Origin of the sequence: Photobacterium sp. TLY01, from assembly GCF_021432065.1 — a bacterium.
In the GTDB taxonomy this organism is placed as follows: Bacteria; Pseudomonadota; Gammaproteobacteria; order Enterobacterales; family Vibrionaceae; genus Photobacterium; species Photobacterium halotolerans_A.
Genome location: NZ_CP090365.1, coordinates 466,820 through 488,244 on the forward strand (window position 1 = coordinate 466,820; position 21,425 = coordinate 488,244).

Sequence of the window (21,425 nt, forward strand, 5' to 3'; positions counted from 1 at the left end):
ATGCAGTAGTAACCAATGTAAGAAAAACTATGAATGAAGAACAAGACAAAGCCGCGGTGAAAGATCTTTTGCCACAACAGGAACTCAGTCAGTGGGTTGAAGATCTGAACCGGGTTCATGACGAAGAGCAGGAACGGGTCTTCTCCGAAGCTTCGGAAGTGCTGGAAACATCAGAGCTGGGTTTACTGCTGGAATCTTTGCCGATTGATGAACGTCTGGCCCTCTGGCAAACCGTGGCGCCGGAAGAGCGGGTCGAAGTTCTGGTCGCCATGCGTTCCGATGCCCGGGGTGTGCTGATCGACAACCTCAGCATGCCGGATCTGCGGGCCATGCTGCATGGGCTGGATGCTGAAGATCTGATCGAACTGTCGCAGAGCCTGTCAGACAAGCTGGTGGATTTTGCACTGGCGAAGATGAGCCAGGATCAGAAGTCCTGGTATGAACAGAGTCAGCAGTATGACGAAGATCAGATAGGCCGCTATGTGGATCACAGCCTGGTGATGCTCACCCCCAATACCCGGGTGTTCGAAGCCTTGCGTGCGGTGCGGCGTGCTGAGCATCCGATGCTGGATCGCGTTTATATTGTCGATAAAAAAGGGCACTACAGAGGCGAAGTCTCATTACCTGTCCTGCTGGCGGCTGATGGTCAGGTCAGGGTCGACAGTCTGGAGGATGATATTGCATCGCCCCTGAAAGCCGAGATGGACGTTTATGACGCGGCAGAGCGCCTTGAGCACTCAGATCAGGCGGCGATGGCGGTGGTGGATGATGCCGGCCGCTTTGTCGGCCGCGCCACACTGCGGCTGGCGATGGAAATTACCCGGGAAACCTATGAAGCCAGACTGATGGCGCGGGCGGGTCTGGATGAAGATACCGACCTGTTTGCCCCGGTCTGGCTCAGTGCCAAACGTCGTGCCTTGTGGCTGGGGATTAACCTGCTTACCGCATTTCTGGCGTCCTGGACGATCGGATTGTTTGAAGCCACGCTCAGTCAGGTGGTAGCACTGGCGGTCCTGATGCCAGTAGTGGCGTCTATGGGGGGCATTGCCGGTAGTCAGACCTTAACCCTGATTATCCGCGGTCTGGCGATGGGGCAGATCACCTTTGGTAACGTCTGGTCGCTGGCCAAGAAAGAGTTGCTGGTCGCCTGCCTGAACGGCGTGCTCTGGGCCGTGGTGATCGCCATTGTGGCGGCTGTCTGGTTCAGCAGTGTGGCGATTGGCGGGGTGATCGCTGCTGCGATCACCATTAACATTGTAGTTGCAGCCATTGCCGGTGTGGTGATTCCGGTGATCCTGGATAAATATGAGATTGATCCGGCCCTGTCGGGCTCAGTCATCTTAACCACAGTCACAGATGTGGTGGGCTTCTTTACCTTCTTAGGGCTGGGCAGCCTGTTTTTGCTGGGCTAAAACTAAAAATATTCCCTCCCCTTGGCAAGGGGAGGGTTAGGGTGGGGTTCGTGAAGCGGGCACGGATTTGACGTTTGTGCCTTGTAACCCCCCGCCTGACCTCCCCCTTGAAAAGGGGGAGGGACTGATCGAGTTTGCTGCGAGCACTGAATATTCTCTCCCCTTGGCAAGGGGAGGGTTAGGGTGGGGTTCGTGAAGCGGGTACGGATTTGACGTTTGTACCCTGTAACCCCCGCCTGACCTCCCCTTTGAAAAGGGGGAGGGATAGTCAAAAGCAAAATAAACGGAACCGGAGCGGTCAATGGATTGGAAATTCAACGCAGAAGATTTGGGCCAGCTTGTGATCGGCTCCTTTGCCCTGGGCGTGCCCATTTCCTTTTCTGAAGAAGCCTGGCAACTGAGTGAATCCCTTCCACTGCTGAATTTGTCTGTCCTTGTTGTACTCACTTTGCTTTTCATGGGTCTGTACGCTTACCAGTCGATGTTCGGCCAGAATATCCGTAAGCGTGTGCCCGTTTTTCTGGCCAGGGTGCTTGGGGCCTACCTGATCACCTATCTGGTGGTTTGCCTGATTCTGTTTTCGCTGAACCAGTTCCCGATCATTGATAACTGGGTCGTTGCTGTTAAACGTGCATTAATCATTGCCATGCCTGCTTCTATGGGAGCGATCATTGTGGACAGCTTCGATAAAGAATAACGGGCGCTTTCTGAAGATATATTCAGCCGGTCAAATCTGATGGCGGTAATGATTCTGCAGCTTAATTGAACGTTGTTTTTTAACTGAACCTATGCTGAATCCTTGTCAGATTTAACAAGCCACTGGTTTTCATTGCTGAGCGCATGGCTACAATTAAACCCTGTTTTATTTATGGGTACAGAAAAATGAAGAAAATGGCTTTTGTTGCTATCTCGCTCGTGTCTTTATTAACGGGTTGTGCGGGCCAGATGGCGGCCACGAACGCCACCATGAAATTCAATATGGATGCCGTGGACAACCGATATGCCCGTGGCGGCCTCACCATCTTGATGTCACCGGTTTACGCGATCACAACGGTTGCAGATTATGGTGTACTGAACCCGATAGAATTCTGGACCGGCGAAAATATTGTGACGCAAAAACCGTCTATCTATGATGTGAAAGGTGAAGACTACATCAAGATTAATGATCAACTGGATGATGATCTGAAAACAGCACCAATCAAGCCGCTGAACTAAATGCCTCATGCAATACCGGCCTGTCTTATGATGAGGGGCCGGTAAGGTACTCACGCCTTAAAACATGCGATATCATGGGTTTTCTGAAAACATTCTGGATAACGTATGACTCAGGCAAGCAGCATGTACTCATCACCGAAAGTGGCGGTTCTCGCCGTTACCTACAAAGACGATCAACTCATTCTGGTTCAACGCAAAAACGAGCCGCAAAAAGGTGGTTGGGGCTTTCCCGGTGGTTCTGTCTGGCCGGGCGAAACTCTGCGTGAGGCAGCCTTGCGTGAACTGAAGGAAGAAACCAGCGTGATCGCAACGGCTGAACAGTTCCTGGAAGTGGTTGAAGTGAATGAGTTCGATGGCGAAAACTGCCACCATCACTTTATTCTGGTGCCAGTACTCTGCCGCTATGTGGCGGGGGAACTGCTGCCGGGGGATGACGCCAGTGCTTGTCGCTGGATGTCTGTTTCAGACATTGTCAGCGGTCAGTCCGCCCTGATTGAAAAAGTGGCCGACGTGGCACTGGAGGCAAAGCAGAAGTTCTCCCTATAGCCCGTTGTTGAGCCAGGTTTGCAGGCCCAGCTCAGCATCTCGTAAAGAAGTGCATGCCGCGCATAACAATCTCTGGCCTCTGAAAGCCGTCGCTTATAAAATCGCACCAGCTTTGGACATTCAGACGGAACCCGATGATGCAAACCCTGTTCAGAACCTTTCTGTTCTGCTGCTTTTTTGTGTCGCTCACTGCGACAGCGGCGCCTAACCTACTGCTGAGCAATACGACAGACCCGGCAACCTCTGCGGCTGGGCAAGCGGTGAATGCGGCCTATGATTACAAAGATTCTCTCGATCGGGATACCCCCAGAGGAACGCTGAAAGGCTTTCTGGAAGCGGTATACGAGCAGGACTACACCAAAGCGGCGAAATATCTGGACTTGCGTTACATGCCCAAAGGAATGAGCGCCAGCAACGGGGAAGAATACGCCAGAAAGCTCCATGCCATCATTGAGCGAAATCTCTGGATCAACCTGCAGGATATTGATGACAGTCCGGCAGGGGATCTGGATGATCTGCTGCCCGACTATCGTGAGTCGTTTGGCAATATCACGGTTAAAAATGCTGAAGTCTCACTGCTGTTGCAGCAGGTTCCGAGTAAAAAGCTGGGCAAAATCTGGAAGATCTCCAATGCCACGGTTGCCCTGGTCCCGAGTTTGTATGAAGAACTGGGTTACAGTCCGCTGACAGAATGGTTCATTCAGAATGTACCGGACGGGTATATTTTCAAACTCAGCCTCTGGGAAATCGTCTTTCTCTTTACTTGCCTGTTCGCCTCTTTTGCTGTTGTTACGCCAGTTTGTCTGATCACGGCCTGGCTGGTTCGCAAAACAGACATCAAGATGAAAGAAGACTTGGCGGGCTTGATCGCCAAGCCGCTGCTGTTCTTTACCGCACTGGGGCTGGATCATTTGTTGCTGTCGAGCGCGACGCTGACGGCCAACGCCAGAGCTTTTCTCAATAATGGTTATCTGCTGTTTGGCACCAGCCTGTGGCTGGGCTGGTCTGCCATTGGGCTTTTTCAGTACATCATCCGTGAACGTTTAATCAACAACGGGAATAAACAAGGCGCGGCCATGGTTCGCCCTTTCCTGACCTTTATCCGTATTATTTTGCTGATCTTTGCGGTGCTGTCCTGGATGGAATACCAGGGTTTCAATGCCACAGCTTTGCTGGCCGGTATGGGCGTGGGCGGTGTTGCCCTGGCTTTGGCCTCTAAACAAACACTGGAAAACTTCATTGGTACCATGATGCTCTATTCTGCGGCGCCGGTAAAAGTGGGAAATCTGTGCAATTTCGGCGGCATTCGGGGCACAGTTGAAGAAATTGGCCTGCGTTGTACCCGCATCAGAACCATAGACAGAACCGTGATTCATGTACCGAATGCCAAGTTATCGGAAATGGAAATCGAAAATATTTCGATGCGGGAAAAGATCCGCTTTAAATCGGATATTCGTCTGGATTACAGCACATCAACCACGCAGTTAAAGCAGATTATTGATGAGATAAAACTGCTGCTGGAAAATCATGACAAGGTTGATAAAAAGCCGCTGCGGGTGACGTTTCGTGGCTTTGGTGCGCACGGATTGGAAATCAATGTCTTTGCGTACATTGGCACCAAAAGCCTGCCTGTGTATCAGGTGGCCGCTCAGGAAATCCACCTAGGCATTATGGAAATCGTCGAAAAGCAGGGCTCCCGAATTGTCCCGGCCACGTTTGATGCTCAGCTATTGTCATAATGCGCCACACCGACAGGGGTGACCCGTATTGTCACCTCAGACGGTTTGGACATGGACGTTCAGATGAAAAACCAAGGAGAGAGCAATGTTTGCAGTGATTTTCAGGGCAAAGACTGGTGAGCAGGACGGTCAGTATGCCGAGATGGTCAAAGTGATGCGGGATCTGGCCTTTGAAAAATATGGCTGCCTGGACTTTATCGCGCTCACGGCAGCAGGCAGAATGCAGTGTTTGGCCCGGCTGATCGCTGCCTAAGGCCGCCATGCGCTGTTCATCAGCGCTTGAATCAGATTCTACTATTCGGCAGCCTGGACAGTTTGCCCACATTGGCCTGATCTTTAAGCCACAATCATTGCCAGAAACTGGCTTCGCCAAGCAACTCTCACCCTGGTTTTATTTGATGACTTGTCACCTGATGTAAATCAATCGTGAGTTTTATGATTTAGTGACGGCTAAAGGGACACTGAATATCGGTATTCCAATCGACGTTGCAGCCGTTCGATTTCATCCAGTAGATCAAGGACCACAGCGACTCCGGGGACATTCAAATCCAAATCTTGCTGTATACGACTGGCGCGCAGAGCACGGCGCAGATTGACGGTGGCAAAGCGCCAGTGAATTGGCCGATCACCCTGAGGATCCAGAACCCCTTCTTCAACCAGGGCGATCACCCATTCAGCGGGTTGACCACAAGCGCGACAAAACTCTGCCAGGTTAAGCGTCGGCTCATGCTCTGCAATGACCGTAATACTGAGCTGGCTTGACGTAATTTTTTTCTTCATGACTCAAATCCAAATTGATCACGAGGGTTAAAGGACATCAGATCCTGCATCTGCCGGTACAGAGCTTTTTCCTGCTCGCTTTTCACCTTGGGCTGGACAATATTCAGAGTGATCAGCATATCCCCGGGTGAGGCTCCGGGAAGTCCCCGGCCGCGAAGCCGCAGTATTTTCCCTGAAACCGAATTGGCCGGCACCGTCACCTCAATGGGGCCTGTCGGAGTCGGTATCTTTATTTTAGCGCCCAAGGCTGCTTCCCATGGTGTGACGGGGAGGGTCATATACAGATTTTTCTGCTCAAGCCGGTAATACGGGTGCGGACGAAAACTGATTTCAAGATAAAGATCGCCCGCCGCGCCGCCGCCATGGCCGGGCATTCCCTTGCCGCCCAGACGCATATGCTGACCTTCCCGAACCCCTTTAGGAATTTTTAAATTCACGGTCTGAGGGTGCGTGCCGTCGAGGGGGGATGATGGCAGGGTGAGGGTGCGTACCGCGCCATGAAAGCTGTCTTCAATATCAATTTGAACCTTGGCGTGGATATCTTCGCCCTTGGCTGTGAAATGTTGATGTGCTCTGCGAGCGCGATGATGGCGTCCTGCGCTGTGATCAAAGTGATCGCCGAACAGCGATTCAAAAAAATCAGAGAATGCAGATGCATCCCCCTGGGAAAAACCTTCACTGGAAAACTGATAATTGCGTTCCCAGTTTGGTGGTACATGAAAATGCTCTCCGGAATGCCAGTCTTTACCCAATTGATCATAAGCGGCCCGCTTCTGGGGATCCTTGAGCACCTCATAGGCCTCTTTGGCCTGAATAAACTTCTCTTTGGCGTCGGTGTCCTTCGACACATCTGGGTGGTATCTGCGCGCACTTTTCTTATAAGCTCGTTTGATATCCGCCAAAGTTGCATCGCGGGAAATTCCAAGGATGGCGTAATAATCACGATATTCCATAACACCAGGATTCAGGCTGAAGTTTGAGATTGGTTCACCCGGGCGTGTCGCTGTTTACCCGGTGACTGGTAGCTCTGACGTGGCAGGACATCACGGCTCCCGTCTGCGCCCATTCCATTATAGCTCAGTGCAAAATAGTGCAGGTTTCATGAGAGAGACAACACAAGACACGCGTTGATGCTGACAAGCAAAGATAAACTGCTCACCACTCATCAGCGGGTTCGAGGAGGCACCATCGTGCTATGAATCGCCACACTGCAGCTACTGATGTTACTCTTTGTCAGCGCTTTGATCCTGATGACAGGACATGGACGTTCAGATGAAAAACCAGGGAGGGAGCAATGTTTGCAGTGATTTTCAGGGCGAAGACAGGTCAGCAGGACGGTCAGTATGCCGAGATGGTCAAAGTGATGCGGGATCTGGCCTTTGAAAAATATGGCTGTCTGGACTTTATCGCGGTGACAGAGGGAGATCAGGAAATTGCGATTTCCTACTGGAACGCCGAAGCGGATATCCAGAACTGGCACAGAGACAGCCAGCATGCACTGGCCCAGCAATTTGGCCGTGAAAAATGGTACGCTTCCTACACGGTACAGGTTGTGGAAGTGAAGCGGCAGTACAGTTTTAATCAATAATTCTATCAGGTTGAATTCAGCTGTGCTGTTAACGATTTCTTGCAGCACAGCTTGATATATCTATTCAGGATAAATCATCCTCTAGCGCCTCCTGCGCAGGTAAACTTTTTTCTTCGCCTGCGGCATCGATGAGTTGGCTTTACGCTTCACTACAAGCCGATTTGGTGCCTTAAAACGGCAAAATCGGGGTGGTTTAAATTGTTGTTTTATAATGGTTTGTTTTTCTTAATTCTATACATTCTAAATGCTAGACTCTGAATCAAATGAGTGGAGATGATGATGTATCAAGAGAATAAACTATTTAATCAGGTTAATTTTTCCCGCCAGGATTTATCAGAAGCTGTATTCAAGAATTGTCAGTTTTATCGTTGTGACTTTAGCCGATCAAATTTAAGGGATGCAGTGTTTGAAAACTGTAAGTTTATTGAGCCGGGAGCTTTCGAAGGCTGTCATTTTGACTATTGCGATTTGCGCGATGCGAGTTTTAAAGACTGTCAGCTAGCTTTAGCAAACTTTAAAGGTGCAAATTGTTTTGGTATTGAATTGCGGGATAGTGATCTGAAAGGTGCCAATTTTATTCAGGCAAGCTTTGTGAATCAGGTTAGTCATCAGATGTATTTCTGTTCGGCTTATATCACAGGGTGTAATTTGTCTTATGCCAATCTGGAGCGGCAATGTATTGAAAAATGCGATTTGTTTGAAAACCGATGGGTCGGAGCAAATTTGCAGGGAGCCTCTTTTAAGTCGTCTGATTTAAGTCGAGGGTCATTCTCTGAAGATTGTTGGGGACAATTTTCTATTCAGGGGGCTGATCTCAGTCATTCAGAGCTTGATGGGTTAGATCCCCGAAAAGTCGATTTAACGGGTGTGAAAATCTGTGACTGGCAGCAAGAGCAATTGCTGGAGCCTCTCGGTATTGTTGTTCTGCCGGGTTGACTTACATCGTTTGTATTCGATGAACCAATAATGACCCTATGTTTCGGCTGTTGATGATTCAGTTGATCGTTCAGGAAATGAGCAGGAGAAGTATTTATGCTTGATGCCAAGCCTGAATCGATACGCAAGGAAGGATAGAACCCAGGCCTGATTGTTTTATTGTCAAAGAGACTGATTCGAATAAGCGGCGGAATTATCCGCCGCTTTTGTCCCTGCCGGTTTAATCCAGAATGATATGCGGAATAAACATTGAAGTATCTTTGGTGATGTAACCTGTATCTTCCCGGATCGTCAGTCCGGCGGGTTCATCATTGATCAACCAGCTGCCGATCAGCATATGGTTGTTACCGAAACGCGGTAAATGGGTATATTGCTGGATGATATAGCCTTCGTCGCCGTACGGGCCGGGTTCATGCTGCAGTATTTCACCGGCACGATGCACACTGATGTTGGCTCCTTCGCGGCTGAAAATTGGTTTTTTCACGAAATCTGTCAGGCTTGCGGCTTTCGGATCATCGGCAAAGTAGGCGGGTAACAGGTTCGGGTGGTGAGGAAACATGTCCCACATCAGCGGCAGAATCGCTTTGTTTGAGCTGATGCTTTTCCACATCGGTTCCAGCCAGTTAACATTGGCGCTGTGCAGATACGCGGCATACTCTTCCCGGAACATAAACTCCCACGGATAGAGCTTGAACATCCAGCGAATCGGGTTGTCGTCCAGATCGGTAAACTCGCCGTCCTGATTGATGCCGATGTCTTCAATGTACACAAAGGCGATTTTCAGCCCGGCTTCTCTGGCGCAGTCTTCAAGATACTGCACAGTATCTCTGTCTTCCACGCTGTCCCGGCAGCAGGCGAAATGCAATGTTTGTCCTGGCTGGTAGCTGCCTAATGCTGCCATGCGCTGGATCATCAGCTCCTGAATCAGATTGTACTGATCGGCGCGCCTGGGTAGTTTGCCTGCATTGACCTGATCTTCAAGCCACAACCATTGCCAGAAACTGGCTTCGTAAAGTGAGGTTGGTGTGTCACTGTTCAATTCAAGCAATTTTGCCGGATGCCGGCCATCGTAGGCAAAATCCAGTCGCCCATACAAACTGGGTGCTTTTTGTTTCCACGAGCTGGCAATCAGATCCCACATGGTTTCCGGGATCTGAAATTTTTTCAGCAAGGCTTCATCGCGGATAACTTTATCGACGGCTTCCAGGCTCATTTGATGGAGCTCGGCGGTGGGCGCTTCCAGTTCATTTTCAATCTGCTGCAAACTGAACTGAAAGTAGCGATCTTCGACCCAATAGGGTTCGCCTTCCAGAGTATGGAAACGAAATCCAAATTCATCGGCCAGCATTTTCCAGTTTGGGCGTGGGGTAATCGGAACCTGAATCATAGTACTGCTCGAATGGACAACAGGCCGACATTATCAGGGGGGACGGATGAGAAAGTAAAGATTCCCTGTGTCTGAAAAGGCCGACTTGGATCATGATCGCATTACATTGATGTGAATATACGTTTCGTATACACTTCGCATATTCTATGTATATTATTCAGGCCGACGAATGGGGATAGTCAAAATATCGGATGACCTTCATGAAGAGATCCGAAAAGCCAGCAGCACGATGTCGCGTTCTATTAATGCCCAGGCAGAGTTTTGGATAAAAATGGGTCTGCTGGCGGAAATGAATCCGACACTGACATATAACGAACTGATTCGTAAGCTATTACTGAGCGATGCGGGATCGGTACAGGAATTAATGAGTGAACAAAATTAATATCAAAACCGCGCAGGAAATTGAACTGATGCGCGAGTCTGGCCGCTTATTGGCCTCAGTCTTTTCCATGCTGGATGACTTTGTGGCTGCCGGTGTATCGACCATGGCGATTAATGACAAGGTCGAGGCCTTTATTACGGATGCATTGTCTGCAAGACCTGCCAGTAAAGGCCAGTACGATTATCCGTACGTCCTCAATGCGTCAATCAATGAAGTGATTTGCCATGGCATGCCGGACGAAAACCGTCTGTTGAAAGAGGGCGATATTATCAATCTGGATATCACCCTGGAGAAAAATGGTTTTATTGCTGATTCCAGCAAAATGTATTGCATCGGCCGGGTTCAGCCACGTGCGTCCCGGCTGGTAAAAACAACCTATGAAGCCATGTGGCAGGGGATTGCGCAGGTGAAACCTGGCGCGACTCTGGGTGATATTGGGTATGCGATTCAGAAGCACGCCGAAAGTCAGGGTTATTCTGTGGTCCGGGAATATTGCGGTCACGGCATCGGCCGGGAAATGCATGAAGAACCACAAGTCCTTCACCATGGGCTGAAAGGGCGCGGGTTGCGGCTGCAGCCAGGCATGACATTCACCATTGAACCGATGATCAATGAAGGCACCTACAAAACCAAAACCAAGAAAGACGGCTGGACTGTGGTGACCAAAGACAAAAAACTGTCGGCGCAGTGGGAGCACACCATACTGGTGACGGAAACCGGTTATGAGGTGCTGACGCTGAGAGAAGAAGAAAAGCACTGACGGGTAATGCCAACGCAACAGAACCCCAGTCTCGTCTGACCGGCTGTTTTATGACATTGGAGCACTCTCCGGATAGCCGGCTCTTCATGGTTACATCAATATCGGAATAATGAGCATGGTAGCAATCACCACGGAACGTCTGACGATCAGGCCGTTAACGGCGGCAGATGCTGATTTCATTTTTGAACTGTATAACACGCCAGGCTTTCAACGTTTTGTCGGTGATAAACAGCTTCATACACGTCAGGATGCGTTGAAGTATCTCGAAACATCACTTATCAGTCTGTATCAGACAACAGGTTTGGGGCTACAGCGTGTTGCATTGAAAAGCGATGACACACCGATTGGTATCTGTGGCCTGATTAAACGTGATTCCCTGAAAGACATTGATTTAGGATATGGCTATTTGCCGGGCTTTGAGGGGCAGGGCTATGCCTTTGAAGCCGCTCAGGCAATCTTGTCTTTTGCCCGTGAAACCCTGGCACTGAAGCGTCTGGTCGCGATTACCGATGCCGAGAACCACAGATGCATTCACCTGTTGACCAGGCTGGGTTTCCACTATGAGTTAAACCATGAAACCTTGCCTGACGGCGGGTTGCTGGTACGGTTTGGAATTGCGCTGTGAATGAATGAAGGAGTACACAGTGTCTGAGTTTATGACAGAAAAAGAAAAAATGCTCGCAGGTCTGGCTTACAGCGGCAGAGATCCCGAACTGGTCCATGACCGTCAGGAAGCCAAAGTCATGTGTCACCGTTTTAATCTGGCTGATCCGCGCGATACGCAAGCCAGAATGGCGATTCTGGCAGAACGGGTACAATTTTGCGGCGATGCTCATATGGAACCGTCTTTTTACTGCGACTATGGTTATAACATTGTGCTGGGCGCGAATTTTTATTCGAACCATAACCTGACCATTCTGGATGTCTGCAAAGTCACGATCGGTGAGAATGCGTTTATTGGTCCGAATGTGATGATCTCCGCGGCGTCTCACCCGATTGATCCTGTTGAGCGGTTGCATGGGGAAGACGGTGCGCCGGTGTGGATCGGTGACAATGTCTGGCTCGGAGGCAACGTAGCGGTTTTGCCGGGCGTGCGCATTGGTCACAACTGTGTCATTGGCGCCGGCAGTGTGGTGACCAGAGATATTCCGGATAACAGCGTTGCCGTAGGGAACCCGTGCCGGGTTGTCAAACAAATCACACCGTCTGAGCCCTCAGTTGTGCTGGCCGGTGACTGAGCAGGGAGAAGTGCCGTGGCACAAGCGATTCTGACCCATCTGATGTTTGAAGGGGATGCCGAAGAGGCGATGAATTTCTATGTCAGTCTGTTTGCCGGATCTGACATCCTTCACATTGAGCGTTACCCGGATGGCGATTCAAAAGGTATGGTCAGGCAAGCCCGTTTTGTGCTTGCCGGCCGGGAGTTTATCGCCATTGATTCCTTCATTTCGCACAATTTTACCTTCACCCCAGCGATGTCTGTTTTTGTAGACTGTGAATCGGCAACCGAGTTTGAGCGGGTCTATGCCGCGCTCACCGAAGGTGGTAATGCACTGATGCCTGCGGAGAATTACGGTTTCAGCCAACGCTTTGGCTGGGTGACGGATCGGTTTGGGGTGTCCTGGCAGATCAACCTGCCCTGAATCCGGGTTGACACGAACCATGAAAAAAGCCGCTGAGTATCAGCGGCTTTGCAGCGTAAAACACAGCGTCGTCTGTGCTTATGGCGTCGCAATCTTAAACCAGAACGGGAATTCGTCCATCATGCCCATCAGCTGACCAAAAGCCTGAATATTACCCTGGGTTTTGACCTTACCGTCCTGCAACAGTTGCTGGAAGCTTTGCTGTTTAATCAGCATTTTGTCCATATCGCTGCGGTTTATGGTGATAGTGACATCGGCGTTATCGCTTTGCTGGCCTTTGATGTTGTTCAGGTGGCTGTTTTCCAGCTCTAGCAGATAGTGCTCATCCCGATCCGGGAAGACAAAGTTCAGTGTGAGTTTTTTGCCTTCTGCCTTTTCTGCGTTCAGGCGCACACCCAGAAAGTCGAAAATCAGATCTGTGCTCATGGCACTGACAAAGTCTGGGCCAACACGGGTTGCGCGCGCATTGGTGGGCATGCCGTGACGCAATTCGTAAGCGCCGACCAGATAGGTGTTTCGCCAGCCAGCTGATTCAGACTGATAACCCATCTGCTCGAAAATATCAGCCTGAAGCAGGCGAGCCTGCTGGTTATCAGGATCGGCATAAATCACTTTGTCCAGCACCTCTGCCGCCCAGCGGTATTCGCCTTTGTCAAAGCTGGCTTTTGCCCGCTGGATGATGGCATCGGCCCCGCCCATTGCCTCGACGTACTTGGGTGCCGAGTCAGCCGGACTGAGCTGGTTCAGGGTTGCCGGGTTCATGTCGAAGAAGCCCAGATATTTGTTGATCACAGCACGGACATTGTGCGAATACGAACCGTGATAGCCGCGGTTGTACCATTCATTGGCGAGTGAGTCCGGTACTTCAAATTCGTTATGGATCTCATTGATGGTCACGCCTTTATTCGCCAGGTTCAAGGCATGGTCATGAATGTAGCCGTACATATCACGTTGCTTTTTGAGTACGTCCATCAAATAGTCATTGCCCCAGCGCGGCCAGCTGTGTGACGCAAACATCACGTCGGCTTCTTTGGCTACGCCATGGATCAGGCTGTTAATGTACTTACTCCAGCCCTGGGCATCCCGCACTTCAGCGCCGCGCAGGGTATAGACGTTGTGCATGGTGCCAATGACGTTTTCAGCCGTCCACAATGCTTTGAATTGCGGAAAATAGGTGTTCATTTCCGATGGTGATTCAGTGTTTGGTGTGTTCATGAAGACCATCTCAATGCCGTCAATCGTCACGGTTTCGGTATCCTGACTGATCTCCCGGGTTGGGGTGATTAGACCGATCATGCCCAGTGATGTGCCTTTGCCGATGGCGGCATCGACTAACCCTTTCGGGCCGATAGGCAGGGCGTTGCCATATTGATAGGTTGCGCGGCGTGTCATGGCATTCCCGGCCAGTACGTTTTCTTTGATCGCGTGCTCCATGAAATGACGAGGGGCAATCACCTGAACCTCACCGCTGTCAACTTGTGCCTGAGAGACAATCCCTTTTACCCCGCCGAAATGGTCAACGTGGGCATGGCTGTAGACCACAGTGTGAATCGGAAAATCGCCCAGCTCCTTGGACACCAATTCAAAAGCGGCTTTGGCAGTTGGCGGGGTGAGCAACGGGTCAAACACAATCCAGCCGGTATCCCCTTGAATGAAGGTGATGTTTGCCAGGTCATAGCCACGCACCTGATAAATACGATCTGTGACTTTGTACAAGCCGTAGGCCATGTTCAGCTTGGCCTGACGTTCCAGGCTGGGGTGAATCGTGTCGATTGATTGATCACCCAGCAGAAAATCATAGCTGCCTAATTCCCAGACCGTAGTGCCGTTCTCATCTTTGATGGTGACTGCCTCAGGGCGCTTGATCAGGCCTTTTTCAACCAGTTCAAAATCTTTGGTATCGGAAAATGGCAGGATGTCTCTCTGCTGCTGTTGGTAAGCTTTCGTTGAGGCGCTGGCATCTTTTGTTGCTGTGCTGGGATCGGCTGCAAAAACGGATTGAGAAAAGACAGCCACAATGATACTGGCGACTAAAGTTTTATGGCGCATAGTTCGTCCTTGTTATGTGTCGTAGAGGTCAGGCGTTCAGGGGGTGATTGCGATACACCCTGACAGGCCACACAGGCTCATTCACTCACTAGCTTATAGGACGACTGTCTTATCGAGTTCTCAGTTCACGCCATTTTATGTTGCGCGGATGCTGGTTGTTAATAAAATGTGTCATTGATGTGGGGTGTATCAAAGGTCAGGTCATCATCAGGTTTCGTTTTCCGCTGGCTTTTGGCATACCGTTTTTATCGGCGAAAGCACGAGTCTGCCAGAAAAGCTGACTGAGTGGTCAGTCCACAAAAATGGCGATTTATGGCTAAATGACAAGGTCAAATGACACGACGCTTACGATGTGAACAGTGAGGCGATAGACGCGTATGAATGCTTATTACTCAACCCTGAGTGGCTGGTTGATCCCTTTTAGCCGTATGATGGCTGCGAACCAGATTAACGAGCAACAGGCATTGTCGGCTTGCGGGATTTCACCCAATGAAGTGTTGCATCAGGAAAGCCGGATCGGCATAGAAAAAATCACCAAGCTGCTGGAGTACTGCAATCAGCGCTTACCCCGGCAGGATGTCAGTGTGCAGGTGGCCCGCAATTTTCATCCCAGTGTGTTTTATGCGCTGGGCTACGCCATGATGTCCTCCAGCACACTGAGAGACGCGCTGGAACGAATCGCCCGTTATAAAAGAGTGGTGTCCAATACCTGTTCGATCGAGTTGATTGAGTCGGCCGAGCAAGTCGTTTTCCGAATGAATATCATCTGCCATGAAGGCAGCCAAAAACCTGTTATTCCTGATATTGTTGCTGAAACCTTTTTGGCGACTATGGTGCAATTTGCCAGAGATATGGTTCCCGGCCATTTGCACCCGGTCAGCGTGTGTCTTACCGCACCTGATCAGGGGCAGAGGTTTCTGAGCGAGTTTATGGGCTGTGAGATCGTATATGGTCAGGCAATGAATGCAGTGGTTTTTGACAGTGAACAGGCTTCGCGACGGCTCATGACGGGGAATTCATCACTGGCGCAAACCCATGAAAAAATGCTGGATGAGTTTTTGACGCGTATGGATAAGAATGATCTGATTCAGATTATTCGTAACAAGCTGTGCCAGTTATTACCGATGGGCGTTCCGACTCAAACCGAGATTGCGGACTCGATGGGGATCAGCCTGCGCAGCATGCAGCGAAAGTTACAGGATAAAGGAACATCCTTTACCGATATTCTGGAAAGTACCCGTAAAAAGCTGGCGCTGGAATATATTGAGCAACCGCATCTGTCACTGGGTGAGATTGGCTATCTGGTGGGTTATTCCAGCGTGGGGAACTTTAACCGCGCATTCAAGCGCTGGACGGATGAAACACCGGGACGCTACCGAAATCAACTTTCTGAGCAAATCCGGTAGCGCGTTCATCACCTCGCTGCAGCAAACAACCGGCTGAATATCGCAGCCGGTTTTTAACCGCAGGTGTGTTGTGAATTAAGCAGTGATGCTGTCTGTCTGAGGTTGCTGCTGGTGGCTTTGTTGTCCGTTCAGGATCAGCTCTGCGGCTTTCTCTGCAATCGCGATGGTCGGTGCATTGGTATTACCGCTGATCAGGGTCGGCATCACAGAAGCGTCCACCACTCGCAAGCCTTTCACGCCATGCACTTTGAGCTCGGTATCCACCACAGCCATCTCGTCACGGCCCATTTTGCAGGTGCCGACCGGGTGATAGACCAAACCGATGTGCTGTTTGATCTTGTCAAAGATCGCATCGTCTGTCTCTGCTTCTATGCCGGGATTCAGCTCTTCTGCCCGGTAGTCATCGAAAGCTGGCGCGGCCAGGATCTTACGTAGTTGGCGAATGCCGTCGACCAGTACCTTTTTATCTTCTTCATGGGCGAAGAAATTAAAATCAATGTCAGGCGCTGCGACCGGATCTGCCGATCTGAGCTTCACCGTCCCGCTGCTTTTCGGGCGCAGTACACAGACATGACAGGAATAGCCATGCTGAGCCATCAGTTTCAAATCACGACCGCTGTCGTCAAAGAGCAATGGCAGCATATGCAGCTGGATATCGGGGCGATCCAACTCATCCCTGGATTTGATAAATCCGCCGGCTTCAGTGATTGAATTTGACAGCTTCCCTTCCTTTTTCAGCACGTATTTCAATGTATCGGGAGCCATACGCAACAGGCCGCCAAGAGATGCGGTGAAGCCATCTTTCTTCTTACTTTTGACCAGCACACAGGCATCGACATGCTCTTGCAGGTTTTCACCGACGCCCGGTAAGTGGTGCTGGCAGTCGATACCATGCTCGGCGAGGTGCTCCTGATGACCGATTCCCGACAGCATCAGCAGCTGTGGTGAGTTAATGGCACCACCACTGAGAATGACTTCCTGATTCGCATGGAAAGTGAGCTCTTGCCCCTGATAGGTAAAGCTGACACCTATCGCTTTTTTATCTTCAATCACGACTTTTTTTACAGTGGCTTCAGTCAGCACGGTCAGGTTTTTTCGTTCCATGGCCGGGTGCAGATAACCACGGGCCGCACCACAGCGCTGGCCGTTTTTAATGGTGCACTGGTAATAGCCCACGCCTTCCTGATCAGCGCCATTGAAATCCGGATTGAATTTGAACCCGGCCTGCTGGCTGGCCTCAATAAAAGCTTCTGTCAGCGGATACTGGGCCTGACGGTCACTGACATGCAGTGGTCCGCTGTCACCATGGAAGGCATCGGCACCGCGTTCATTGCACTCTGATTTTTTGAAGTAAGGCAGCAGATCATCAAAGCCCCAACCGGTATTACCCAGTGATGCCCAATGATCGTAATCCTCTTTCTGACCCCGAACATAGAGCATACCGTTCACGGAAGAGCTGCCGCCCAGCACTTTGCCGCGTGGTACAAAGACGGGCTGCCCGTTTCGGAGGGCAGGATCGGGTGTTGCGTTGTAGGCCCAGTTGTATTTCTTCGAAAACATGAAATACGCGAAGGCACCGGGTGTGCTCACAACAGGTGTTTTGTCCGACGGACCTGCTTCCAGTACCAAGACTGAGTATTGTCCATTGGCCGTTAAGCGGTTTGCCAGCACGCAGCCAGCAGAGCCGGCACCGACAACAATATAATCATAGCGAGATTTCATAGTGCCTCCTTGCAAGCAACTGAGAATATTTTATCAAACTGTTAACATTTGCCGTTTGCTGAGAGCGCCAAATCATTATCATTTGGCCGTTTTTATCAATTATGTCAAATTAATGAAAATTAATTGCTTAAAAATCATTGATTTATGAAAATTTTCTTACCTCTGGCACAGGATCACATTTCTTAACATTATCTGTTTATCATCAGTGCAACATGGTGCATTTGCGATTAGGATTTGACTATCTGGTAAGCGGATTACCCTGTGGATAAGGATATCACTGTGTGGAAAGCTGTCTCTGGGCTGATTGCTCTTTCGATGTGGATCATGATTGCAGCGACGCCTGCGATATTTGGTTTGTTACTTGCCGGCCCTGTTTGCTTAGTGCTGGGTGAGGTCAATGGGGCGGTTGTGGTGAGCTTCAGCGTCATCGGCCTGATGATTGGTGCGCTGTGGGCGGAGAAAATCCGGGCGGGTGAAGGTCTGTCGGCATTCTGGAGCAATCTGGTGGCCAGCCCGGAGCTGGACAGGTTTTAGTGTATGCCGCTTCAACAGGGCATGGGAACAGCCAAAGCGCAAGCGGCAGGAACGAATACCGATCTCAAAAAGCACGCTCGAAAGCGTGCTTTGAATTTCAGAAGAAAGGCACCGAGATTAAGCCACTTTCGCCTCAAAGTGTTTCCCGAGTAAGGCGTGGTAAAAGTCCTGATCAGACAGTACACCCACTAAGGTGTGTTTATCGTTGCCGTTGCGTTCGGTCAGCAGCACGGGCTGGCCCGTGCGATAGCGGATTTCCAGCGCATCCCGCATCGAGATATCCGGGCTGGCTGTCACGATATCTGTCTGAGACAGGCGGTCGAGATCGTCACCCTGCTGCCAGAGTTGCAGGGCCAGATCCTGTTCCTGACGGCGAGCAGCTAACACTTCTCCCGCATCATTGGTGTTCAGGCGTGTGCCTTCATGACGATTCAGAATCAGCATGTCTTCCAGGCTTTCAAGCTCGCTGGTTGGCGTCATCAGCGAACGGCCACGGAGCACGTTCAGTGGATTGGTATGGGCGACAAAGTCTTTCACATACTGCGTATTGGGTTTGAGGACGATGTCTTCCGGCTTCCCGTGCTGGATCAGTTCACCGGATTCCATGATCGCGATGTTGTTACCGATTTTCAGCGCTTCGTCGAGATCGTGGCTGACAAAGACGATGGTCTTATTCAGTTTACGTTGCAGATCGAGCAACTCGTCCTGCAGCTGGCTGCGGATCAGCGGGTCCAGTGCTGAGAACGGTTCATCCATCAGCAGGATGTCGCTGTCCATGGTAAACGCACGGGCCAGACCGACACGCTGCTGCATCCCGCCAGACAGTTCGTGCGGGAATTTATCTTTCCATTCAGCCAGACCGACCATCTCCAGCTTTTCCATGGCCCGGCGACGGCGTTCTGATTTGCTGATGCCCTGCATTTCCAGACCAAAAGCAGCATTGTCGAGCACGGTCAGCCAGGGCATCAGGGCAAATTTCTGAAACACCATGGAAATCCGTTCGGTACGCATATGGCGCAGAGTGTTGGCATCACAGGAAGCCAGATCCACCATGCTGTCGCCATCCTGTACTTCCAGTTTACCGCGCGAGACCGGGTTCAGGCCGTTGATGGCGCGCAGCAGGCTGGACTTACCGGAGCCCGATAAGCCCATTAGCACACAGATTTCACCCTGTGCCACATCCAGGCTGACTTTGTTCACACCAACAACATCGCCGGTTTCATCAATAATTTCCTGACGGCTTTTGCCCTGATCCAGCAACGCCAGTGACTGCTCGGTATTTTTACCGAAGATCACGTCTAAATTTTCAATTCGAATGGCAGTCATGATTAGCCCTCCTGGTTATTGCTGGCTGGGGTTTTACACAGGCGGTCGAGAATAATCGCGACCAGAACAATGGCCAGACCGGCCTCAAAGCCCTGCGAGATGTTCACGGTATTCAGGGCGCGGATCACAGGTTTACCCAGACCATCGGCCCCGACCAGTGCGGCAATCACCACCATCGACAGTGACAGCATGATGCATTGAGTGATCCCTGCCATGATGTTTGGCATTGCCGCCGGCAGTTCTACTTTGAACAGCAGTTTGGAGCGGGTTGCACCGAAGGCCTGACCTGCTTCAAGCAGTTCTTCCGGCACGCGGCTGATCCCCAGATAGGTCAGTCGAATCGGAGCAGCAATGGCAAAAATAATGGTGGAAATGAGCCCGGGGACCACGCCCAGACCAAACAGCACCAGAGTTGGGATCAGATACACAAAGGTCGGAATCGTCTGCATCAGATCCAGAATCGGGCGCATCAGGGTGTACAGCCAGGGGCGGTGCGCTGCCATGATGCCAATCGGCACGCCAACCAGCACCGAAATTGAGGTGGCCGTGAGTACCAGTACGAAGGTTTCCAGCATTTCCGGCCAGTAACCCAGATTCAGAATCAGCAGCAGGGCGGCGACCACAAAAGCGACCAGAGAGAAGCTGCGATGCAGTGCCCAGGCCAGTGCCGCGGTCATCAGAATCGGCACTGCGGGTGGCATCCACTTGAAGACATCGACCAGCATCATGATCAGAGATTCCAGGCTGTAGGAGATGGCGTCGAAAAATCCGGCCGCATTGTAAGTCAGCCAGTCGACCAGGTTTGCCATCCATTCACCCAGTGGGATCTTATGATCGGTAATAAAATTCACATTAACTCCTTAAAAGGGGTACAACAAAAGCAGCTGCGGGCACAGGCAGGCCGATGCCCGCAAAATAGGATTAAATATTCAGGTATTGCTTCACGGATTCCGTGCCCTTGCTGCCATCAAGGGACTTCACGCCCTGCAACCACTGGTCCAGCACTTCCGGGTTTTTCTGCAGCCAGGCTTTGGCCGCTGCGGCTGGTTTTTTCTGTTCGTTGAGAATGTCGCCCATCAGCTCGTTTTCCATCTCCAGGCTGAACGAGAGGTTTTTCAGCAACCGGCCGACGTTCGGACAGGTTTCCATGTAGTCTTTGCGGACATTGGTGTAAACACTGGCACCGCCGTAGTTCGGGCCGAAGAAGTCGTCACCGCCGGACAGGTATTCCAGCGCAAAGTTGTTGTTCATCGGGTGCGGTGCCCAGCCCAGAAAGACCACCCACTGCTCGCGGTTCACGGCGCGCTTGACCTGAGAAACCATGCCGGCTTCACTGGACTCCACCAGACGGAATTCTTCCAGACCGAAAGCATTCTGGTCGATCATGTCCTGAATCAGGCGGTTGCCGTCATTGCCCGGTTCAATGCCGTAGATACGGCCACGGAATTGATCTTCGAATTTCGCCAGATCGGCAAAGCTACGGACACCCGCGTCGTACACATATTTCGGTACCGCCAGGGTGTATTTGGCACCTTCAAGATTCGCGCGAACAGTTTCAACGGTGCCGTTGTCGCGGTACTTCGCGATATCGCCTTCCATGGTTGGCATCCAGTTGCCGAGAAAGACGTCGATGTCGCCATTGGCCATGGAGGAGTAGGTGACAGGCACAGACAGCAGCTGTGTTTTGGTTGTGTAGCCCAGACCTTTCAGGACTTCGCTGGTCACGGCTGTGGTGGCGGTAATGTCGGTCCAGCCCACATCAGAGAAACGTACCGTGTCGCACTGGGCTGCCATCACGGGCTGAGCGCCAGCAGCCATCAGCGTTGCGATTGCAGTGTATTTGATTGTCTTATTCATTGTCGTCATGACGTGTCCTTTATCCATTTCGTTTGTGGTTGAGCCTCGTGTTCGGGTGAGGCGTGCATCATAAGGGCTTGCTGTTCCTGATCTCAGGGGTGAGCGGGCCCGGTGGCGGTGAAATTCACCACCACGAAAAGGTG

At 51.0% G+C, this 21,425-nt stretch carries 23 protein-coding genes; 15 read left to right on the forward strand and 8 right to left on the reverse strand.

The features are described 5' to 3' along the window. The first annotated feature begins 29 nt into the window (after positions 1 to 29). The 6 genes from LN341_RS17645 to LN341_RS17670 all read left to right on the forward strand — a co-directional run bounded on the left by LN341_RS17645 (position 30) and on the right by LN341_RS17670 (position 5,165). Entirely contained in the window at positions 30 to 1,412 is a 1,383-nt protein-coding gene (locus tag LN341_RS17645) for a magnesium transporter (protein WP_046222552.1), read from the forward strand. A gap of 301 nt (positions 1,413 to 1,713) precedes the next feature. Beyond that, the gene (locus LN341_RS17650) at positions 1,714 to 2,109 is read left to right on the forward strand and encodes a DUF2391 family protein (RefSeq protein WP_234206392.1); all 396 of its coding nucleotides are present in this window, start codon (positions 1,714 to 1,716) and stop codon (positions 2,107 to 2,109) included. 185 nt (positions 2,110 to 2,294) lie between these two features. Further along, positions 2,295 to 2,627 (forward strand): DUF3332 family protein, encoded by a 333-nt coding sequence (locus LN341_RS17655; protein ID WP_234206394.1) that lies wholly within the window; start codon positions 2,295 to 2,297, stop codon positions 2,625 to 2,627. A 105-nt stretch (positions 2,628 to 2,732) separates the two neighbouring features. Continuing rightward, a complete protein-coding gene (locus LN341_RS17660; protein WP_046221792.1) occupies positions 2,733 to 3,173 on the forward strand; it encodes an NUDIX hydrolase in 441 nt (146 codons plus the stop codon). 134 nt (positions 3,174 to 3,307) lie between these two features. After that, positions 3,308 to 4,912 carry a mechanosensitive ion channel family protein gene (locus LN341_RS17665; protein ID WP_234206397.1) on the forward strand — a complete coding sequence of 535 codons (1,605 nt, stop codon included), beginning with the start codon at positions 3,308 to 3,310 and terminating at the stop codon, positions 4,910 to 4,912. Between the two features lie 85 nt (positions 4,913 to 4,997). After that, positions 4,998 to 5,165, forward strand: a complete 168-nt coding sequence (locus LN341_RS17670) for a hypothetical protein (protein ID WP_234206398.1) — start codon at positions 4,998 to 5,000, stop codon at positions 5,163 to 5,165. A gap of 197 nt (positions 5,166 to 5,362) precedes the next feature. Here the strand turns inward: LN341_RS17670 and LN341_RS17675 are convergent, their stop codons facing one another. Together LN341_RS17675 and LN341_RS17680 are read right to left on the reverse strand one after the other, a co-directional pair. Beyond that, positions 5,363 to 5,692 (reverse strand): chaperone modulator CbpM, encoded by a 330-nt coding sequence (locus LN341_RS17675; protein WP_046221790.1) that lies wholly within the window; start codon positions 5,690 to 5,692, stop codon positions 5,363 to 5,365. Further along, positions 5,689 to 6,645 carry a DnaJ C-terminal domain-containing protein gene (locus LN341_RS17680; RefSeq protein ID WP_234206400.1) on the reverse strand — a complete coding sequence of 319 codons (957 nt, stop codon included), beginning with the start codon at positions 6,643 to 6,645 and terminating at the stop codon, positions 5,689 to 5,691. The genes LN341_RS17675 and LN341_RS17680 overlap by 4 nt, the downstream gene beginning before the upstream one ends. Before the next feature lie 341 nt (positions 6,646 to 6,986). On the opposite strand from LN341_RS17680, the gene LN341_RS17685 reads away from it, so the two are divergent. Both LN341_RS17685 and LN341_RS17690 read left to right on the forward strand, forming a co-directional pair. After that, the gene (locus LN341_RS17685) at positions 6,987 to 7,280 is read left to right on the forward strand and encodes an antibiotic biosynthesis monooxygenase (RefSeq protein ID WP_046221788.1); all 294 of its coding nucleotides are present in this window, start codon (positions 6,987 to 6,989) and stop codon (positions 7,278 to 7,280) included. A 279-nt stretch (positions 7,281 to 7,559) separates the two neighbouring features. Continuing rightward, positions 7,560 to 8,216 (forward strand): Qnr family pentapeptide repeat protein, encoded by a 657-nt coding sequence (locus LN341_RS17690; protein WP_046221787.1) that lies wholly within the window; start codon positions 7,560 to 7,562, stop codon positions 8,214 to 8,216. Between the two features lie 220 nt (positions 8,217 to 8,436). Here LN341_RS17690 and LN341_RS17695 read toward each other — a convergent pair whose 3' ends face one another. Further along, complete coding sequence (locus LN341_RS17695; RefSeq protein WP_234206402.1) at positions 8,437 to 9,603, reverse strand: glutathionylspermidine synthase family protein; 1,167 nt, start codon at positions 9,601 to 9,603, stop codon at positions 8,437 to 8,439. A 169-nt stretch (positions 9,604 to 9,772) separates the two neighbouring features. Here LN341_RS17695 and LN341_RS17700 point away from each other — a divergent pair, with 169 nt between their 5' ends. The 5 genes from LN341_RS17700 (at position 9,773) to LN341_RS17720 (ending at position 12,388) form a co-directional block, all read left to right on the forward strand. Next, a complete protein-coding gene (locus tag LN341_RS17700; protein WP_046221785.1) occupies positions 9,773 to 9,985 on the forward strand; it encodes a ParD-like family protein in 213 nt (70 codons plus the stop codon). Positions 9,986 to 10,013: 28 nt separating this feature from the next. After that, complete coding sequence (map, locus tag LN341_RS17705; RefSeq protein WP_234206647.1) at positions 10,014 to 10,745, forward strand: type I methionyl aminopeptidase; 732 nt, start codon at positions 10,014 to 10,016, stop codon at positions 10,743 to 10,745. A gap of 115 nt (positions 10,746 to 10,860) precedes the next feature. Further along, on the forward strand, positions 10,861 to 11,370 hold the full coding sequence (locus LN341_RS17710) for a GNAT family N-acetyltransferase (RefSeq protein ID WP_046221783.1): 510 nt from the start codon (positions 10,861 to 10,863) through the stop codon (positions 11,368 to 11,370). Between the two features lie 31 nt (positions 11,371 to 11,401). Next, positions 11,402 to 11,983: a sugar O-acetyltransferase gene (locus LN341_RS17715; RefSeq protein ID WP_234206649.1), complete on the forward strand. Its 582-nt coding sequence runs from the start codon at positions 11,402 to 11,404 to the stop codon at positions 11,981 to 11,983. A 15-nt stretch (positions 11,984 to 11,998) separates the two neighbouring features. Then, a complete protein-coding gene (locus tag LN341_RS17720) occupies positions 11,999 to 12,388 on the forward strand; it encodes a VOC family protein (protein WP_234206404.1) in 390 nt (129 codons plus the stop codon). Positions 12,389 to 12,466: 78 nt separating this feature from the next. On the opposite strand, the gene LN341_RS17725 is transcribed toward LN341_RS17720, so the two are convergent. Then, on the reverse strand, positions 12,467 to 14,437 hold the full coding sequence (locus LN341_RS17725; RefSeq protein WP_234206406.1) for an alkyl/aryl-sulfatase: 1,971 nt from the start codon (positions 14,435 to 14,437) through the stop codon (positions 12,467 to 12,469). Between the two features lie 377 nt (positions 14,438 to 14,814). Between LN341_RS17725 and LN341_RS17730 the strand changes: the two genes are divergently transcribed. Further along, complete coding sequence (locus LN341_RS17730) at positions 14,815 to 15,843, forward strand: AraC family transcriptional regulator (RefSeq protein ID WP_234206408.1); 1,029 nt, start codon at positions 14,815 to 14,817, stop codon at positions 15,841 to 15,843. A gap of 75 nt (positions 15,844 to 15,918) precedes the next feature. Here the strand turns inward: LN341_RS17730 and LN341_RS17735 are convergent, their stop codons facing one another. Then, on the reverse strand, positions 15,919 to 17,565 hold the full coding sequence (locus LN341_RS17735) for a GMC family oxidoreductase (RefSeq protein WP_046221780.1): 1,647 nt from the start codon (positions 17,563 to 17,565) through the stop codon (positions 15,919 to 15,921). 261 nt (positions 17,566 to 17,826) lie between these two features. Between LN341_RS17735 and LN341_RS17740 the strand changes: the two genes are divergently transcribed. After that, positions 17,827 to 18,099 carry a hypothetical protein gene (locus tag LN341_RS17740; RefSeq protein ID WP_234206410.1) on the forward strand — a complete coding sequence of 91 codons (273 nt, stop codon included), beginning with the start codon at positions 17,827 to 17,829 and terminating at the stop codon, positions 18,097 to 18,099. Between the two features lie 117 nt (positions 18,100 to 18,216). Here LN341_RS17740 and choV read toward each other — a convergent pair whose 3' ends face one another. The 3 genes from choV to LN341_RS17755 form a co-directional block, all read right to left on the reverse strand. Beyond that, a complete protein-coding gene (gene choV, locus LN341_RS17745) occupies positions 18,217 to 19,425 on the reverse strand; it encodes a choline ABC transporter ATP-binding protein (protein WP_234206412.1) in 1,209 nt (402 codons plus the stop codon). 2 nt (positions 19,426 to 19,427) lie between these two features. Next, positions 19,428 to 20,276: a choline ABC transporter permease subunit gene (gene choW, locus LN341_RS17750; RefSeq protein WP_234206414.1), complete on the reverse strand. Its 849-nt coding sequence runs from the start codon at positions 20,274 to 20,276 to the stop codon at positions 19,428 to 19,430. 70 nt (positions 20,277 to 20,346) lie between these two features. Then, the gene (locus tag LN341_RS17755; RefSeq protein ID WP_046221775.1) at positions 20,347 to 21,291 is read right to left on the reverse strand and encodes a choline ABC transporter substrate-binding protein; all 945 of its coding nucleotides are present in this window, start codon (positions 21,289 to 21,291) and stop codon (positions 20,347 to 20,349) included. Positions 21,292 to 21,425 lie beyond the last annotated feature (134 nt).

Coding starts and splice junctions, on each gene's coding strand:
- LN341_RS17645 (WP_046222552.1), top strand. CDS start 30: ATGAATGAAGAACAAGACAAAGCCGCGGTGAAAGATCTTTTGCCACAA.
- LN341_RS17650 (WP_234206392.1), top strand. CDS start 1,714: ATGGATTGGAAATTCAACGCAGAAGATTTGGGCCAGCTTGTGATCGGC.
- LN341_RS17655 (WP_234206394.1), top strand. CDS start 2,295: ATGAAGAAAATGGCTTTTGTTGCTATCTCGCTCGTGTCTTTATTAACG.
- LN341_RS17660 (WP_046221792.1), top strand. CDS start 2,733: ATGACTCAGGCAAGCAGCATGTACTCATCACCGAAAGTGGCGGTTCTC.
- LN341_RS17665 (WP_234206397.1), top strand. CDS start 3,308: ATGATGCAAACCCTGTTCAGAACCTTTCTGTTCTGCTGCTTTTTTGTG.
- LN341_RS17670 (WP_234206398.1), top strand. CDS start 4,998: ATGTTTGCAGTGATTTTCAGGGCAAAGACTGGTGAGCAGGACGGTCAG.
- LN341_RS17675 (WP_046221790.1), bottom strand. CDS start 5,692: ATGAAGAAAAAAATTACGTCAAGCCAGCTCAGTATTACGGTCATTGCA.
- LN341_RS17680 (WP_234206400.1), bottom strand. CDS start 6,645: ATGGAATATCGTGATTATTACGCCATCCTTGGAATTTCCCGCGATGCA.
- LN341_RS17685 (WP_046221788.1), top strand. CDS start 6,987: ATGTTTGCAGTGATTTTCAGGGCGAAGACAGGTCAGCAGGACGGTCAG.
- LN341_RS17690 (WP_046221787.1), top strand. CDS start 7,560: ATGTATCAAGAGAATAAACTATTTAATCAGGTTAATTTTTCCCGCCAG.
- LN341_RS17695 (WP_234206402.1), bottom strand. CDS start 9,603: ATGATTCAGGTTCCGATTACCCCACGCCCAAACTGGAAAATGCTGGCC.
- LN341_RS17700 (WP_046221785.1), top strand. CDS start 9,773: ATGGGGATAGTCAAAATATCGGATGACCTTCATGAAGAGATCCGAAAA.
- map (WP_234206647.1), top strand. CDS start 10,014: ATGCGCGAGTCTGGCCGCTTATTGGCCTCAGTCTTTTCCATGCTGGAT.
- LN341_RS17710 (WP_046221783.1), top strand. CDS start 10,861: ATGGTAGCAATCACCACGGAACGTCTGACGATCAGGCCGTTAACGGCG.
- LN341_RS17715 (WP_234206649.1), top strand. CDS start 11,402: ATGACAGAAAAAGAAAAAATGCTCGCAGGTCTGGCTTACAGCGGCAGA.
- LN341_RS17725 (WP_234206406.1), bottom strand. CDS start 14,437: ATGCGCCATAAAACTTTAGTCGCCAGTATCATTGTGGCTGTCTTTTCT.
- LN341_RS17730 (WP_234206408.1), top strand. CDS start 14,815: ATGAATGCTTATTACTCAACCCTGAGTGGCTGGTTGATCCCTTTTAGC.
- LN341_RS17735 (WP_046221780.1), bottom strand. CDS start 17,565: ATGAAATCTCGCTATGATTATATTGTTGTCGGTGCCGGCTCTGCTGGC.
- choV (WP_234206412.1), bottom strand. CDS start 19,425: ATGACTGCCATTCGAATTGAAAATTTAGACGTGATCTTCGGTAAAAAT.
- LN341_RS17755 (WP_046221775.1), bottom strand. CDS start 21,291: ATGACGACAATGAATAAGACAATCAAATACACTGCAATCGCAACGCTG.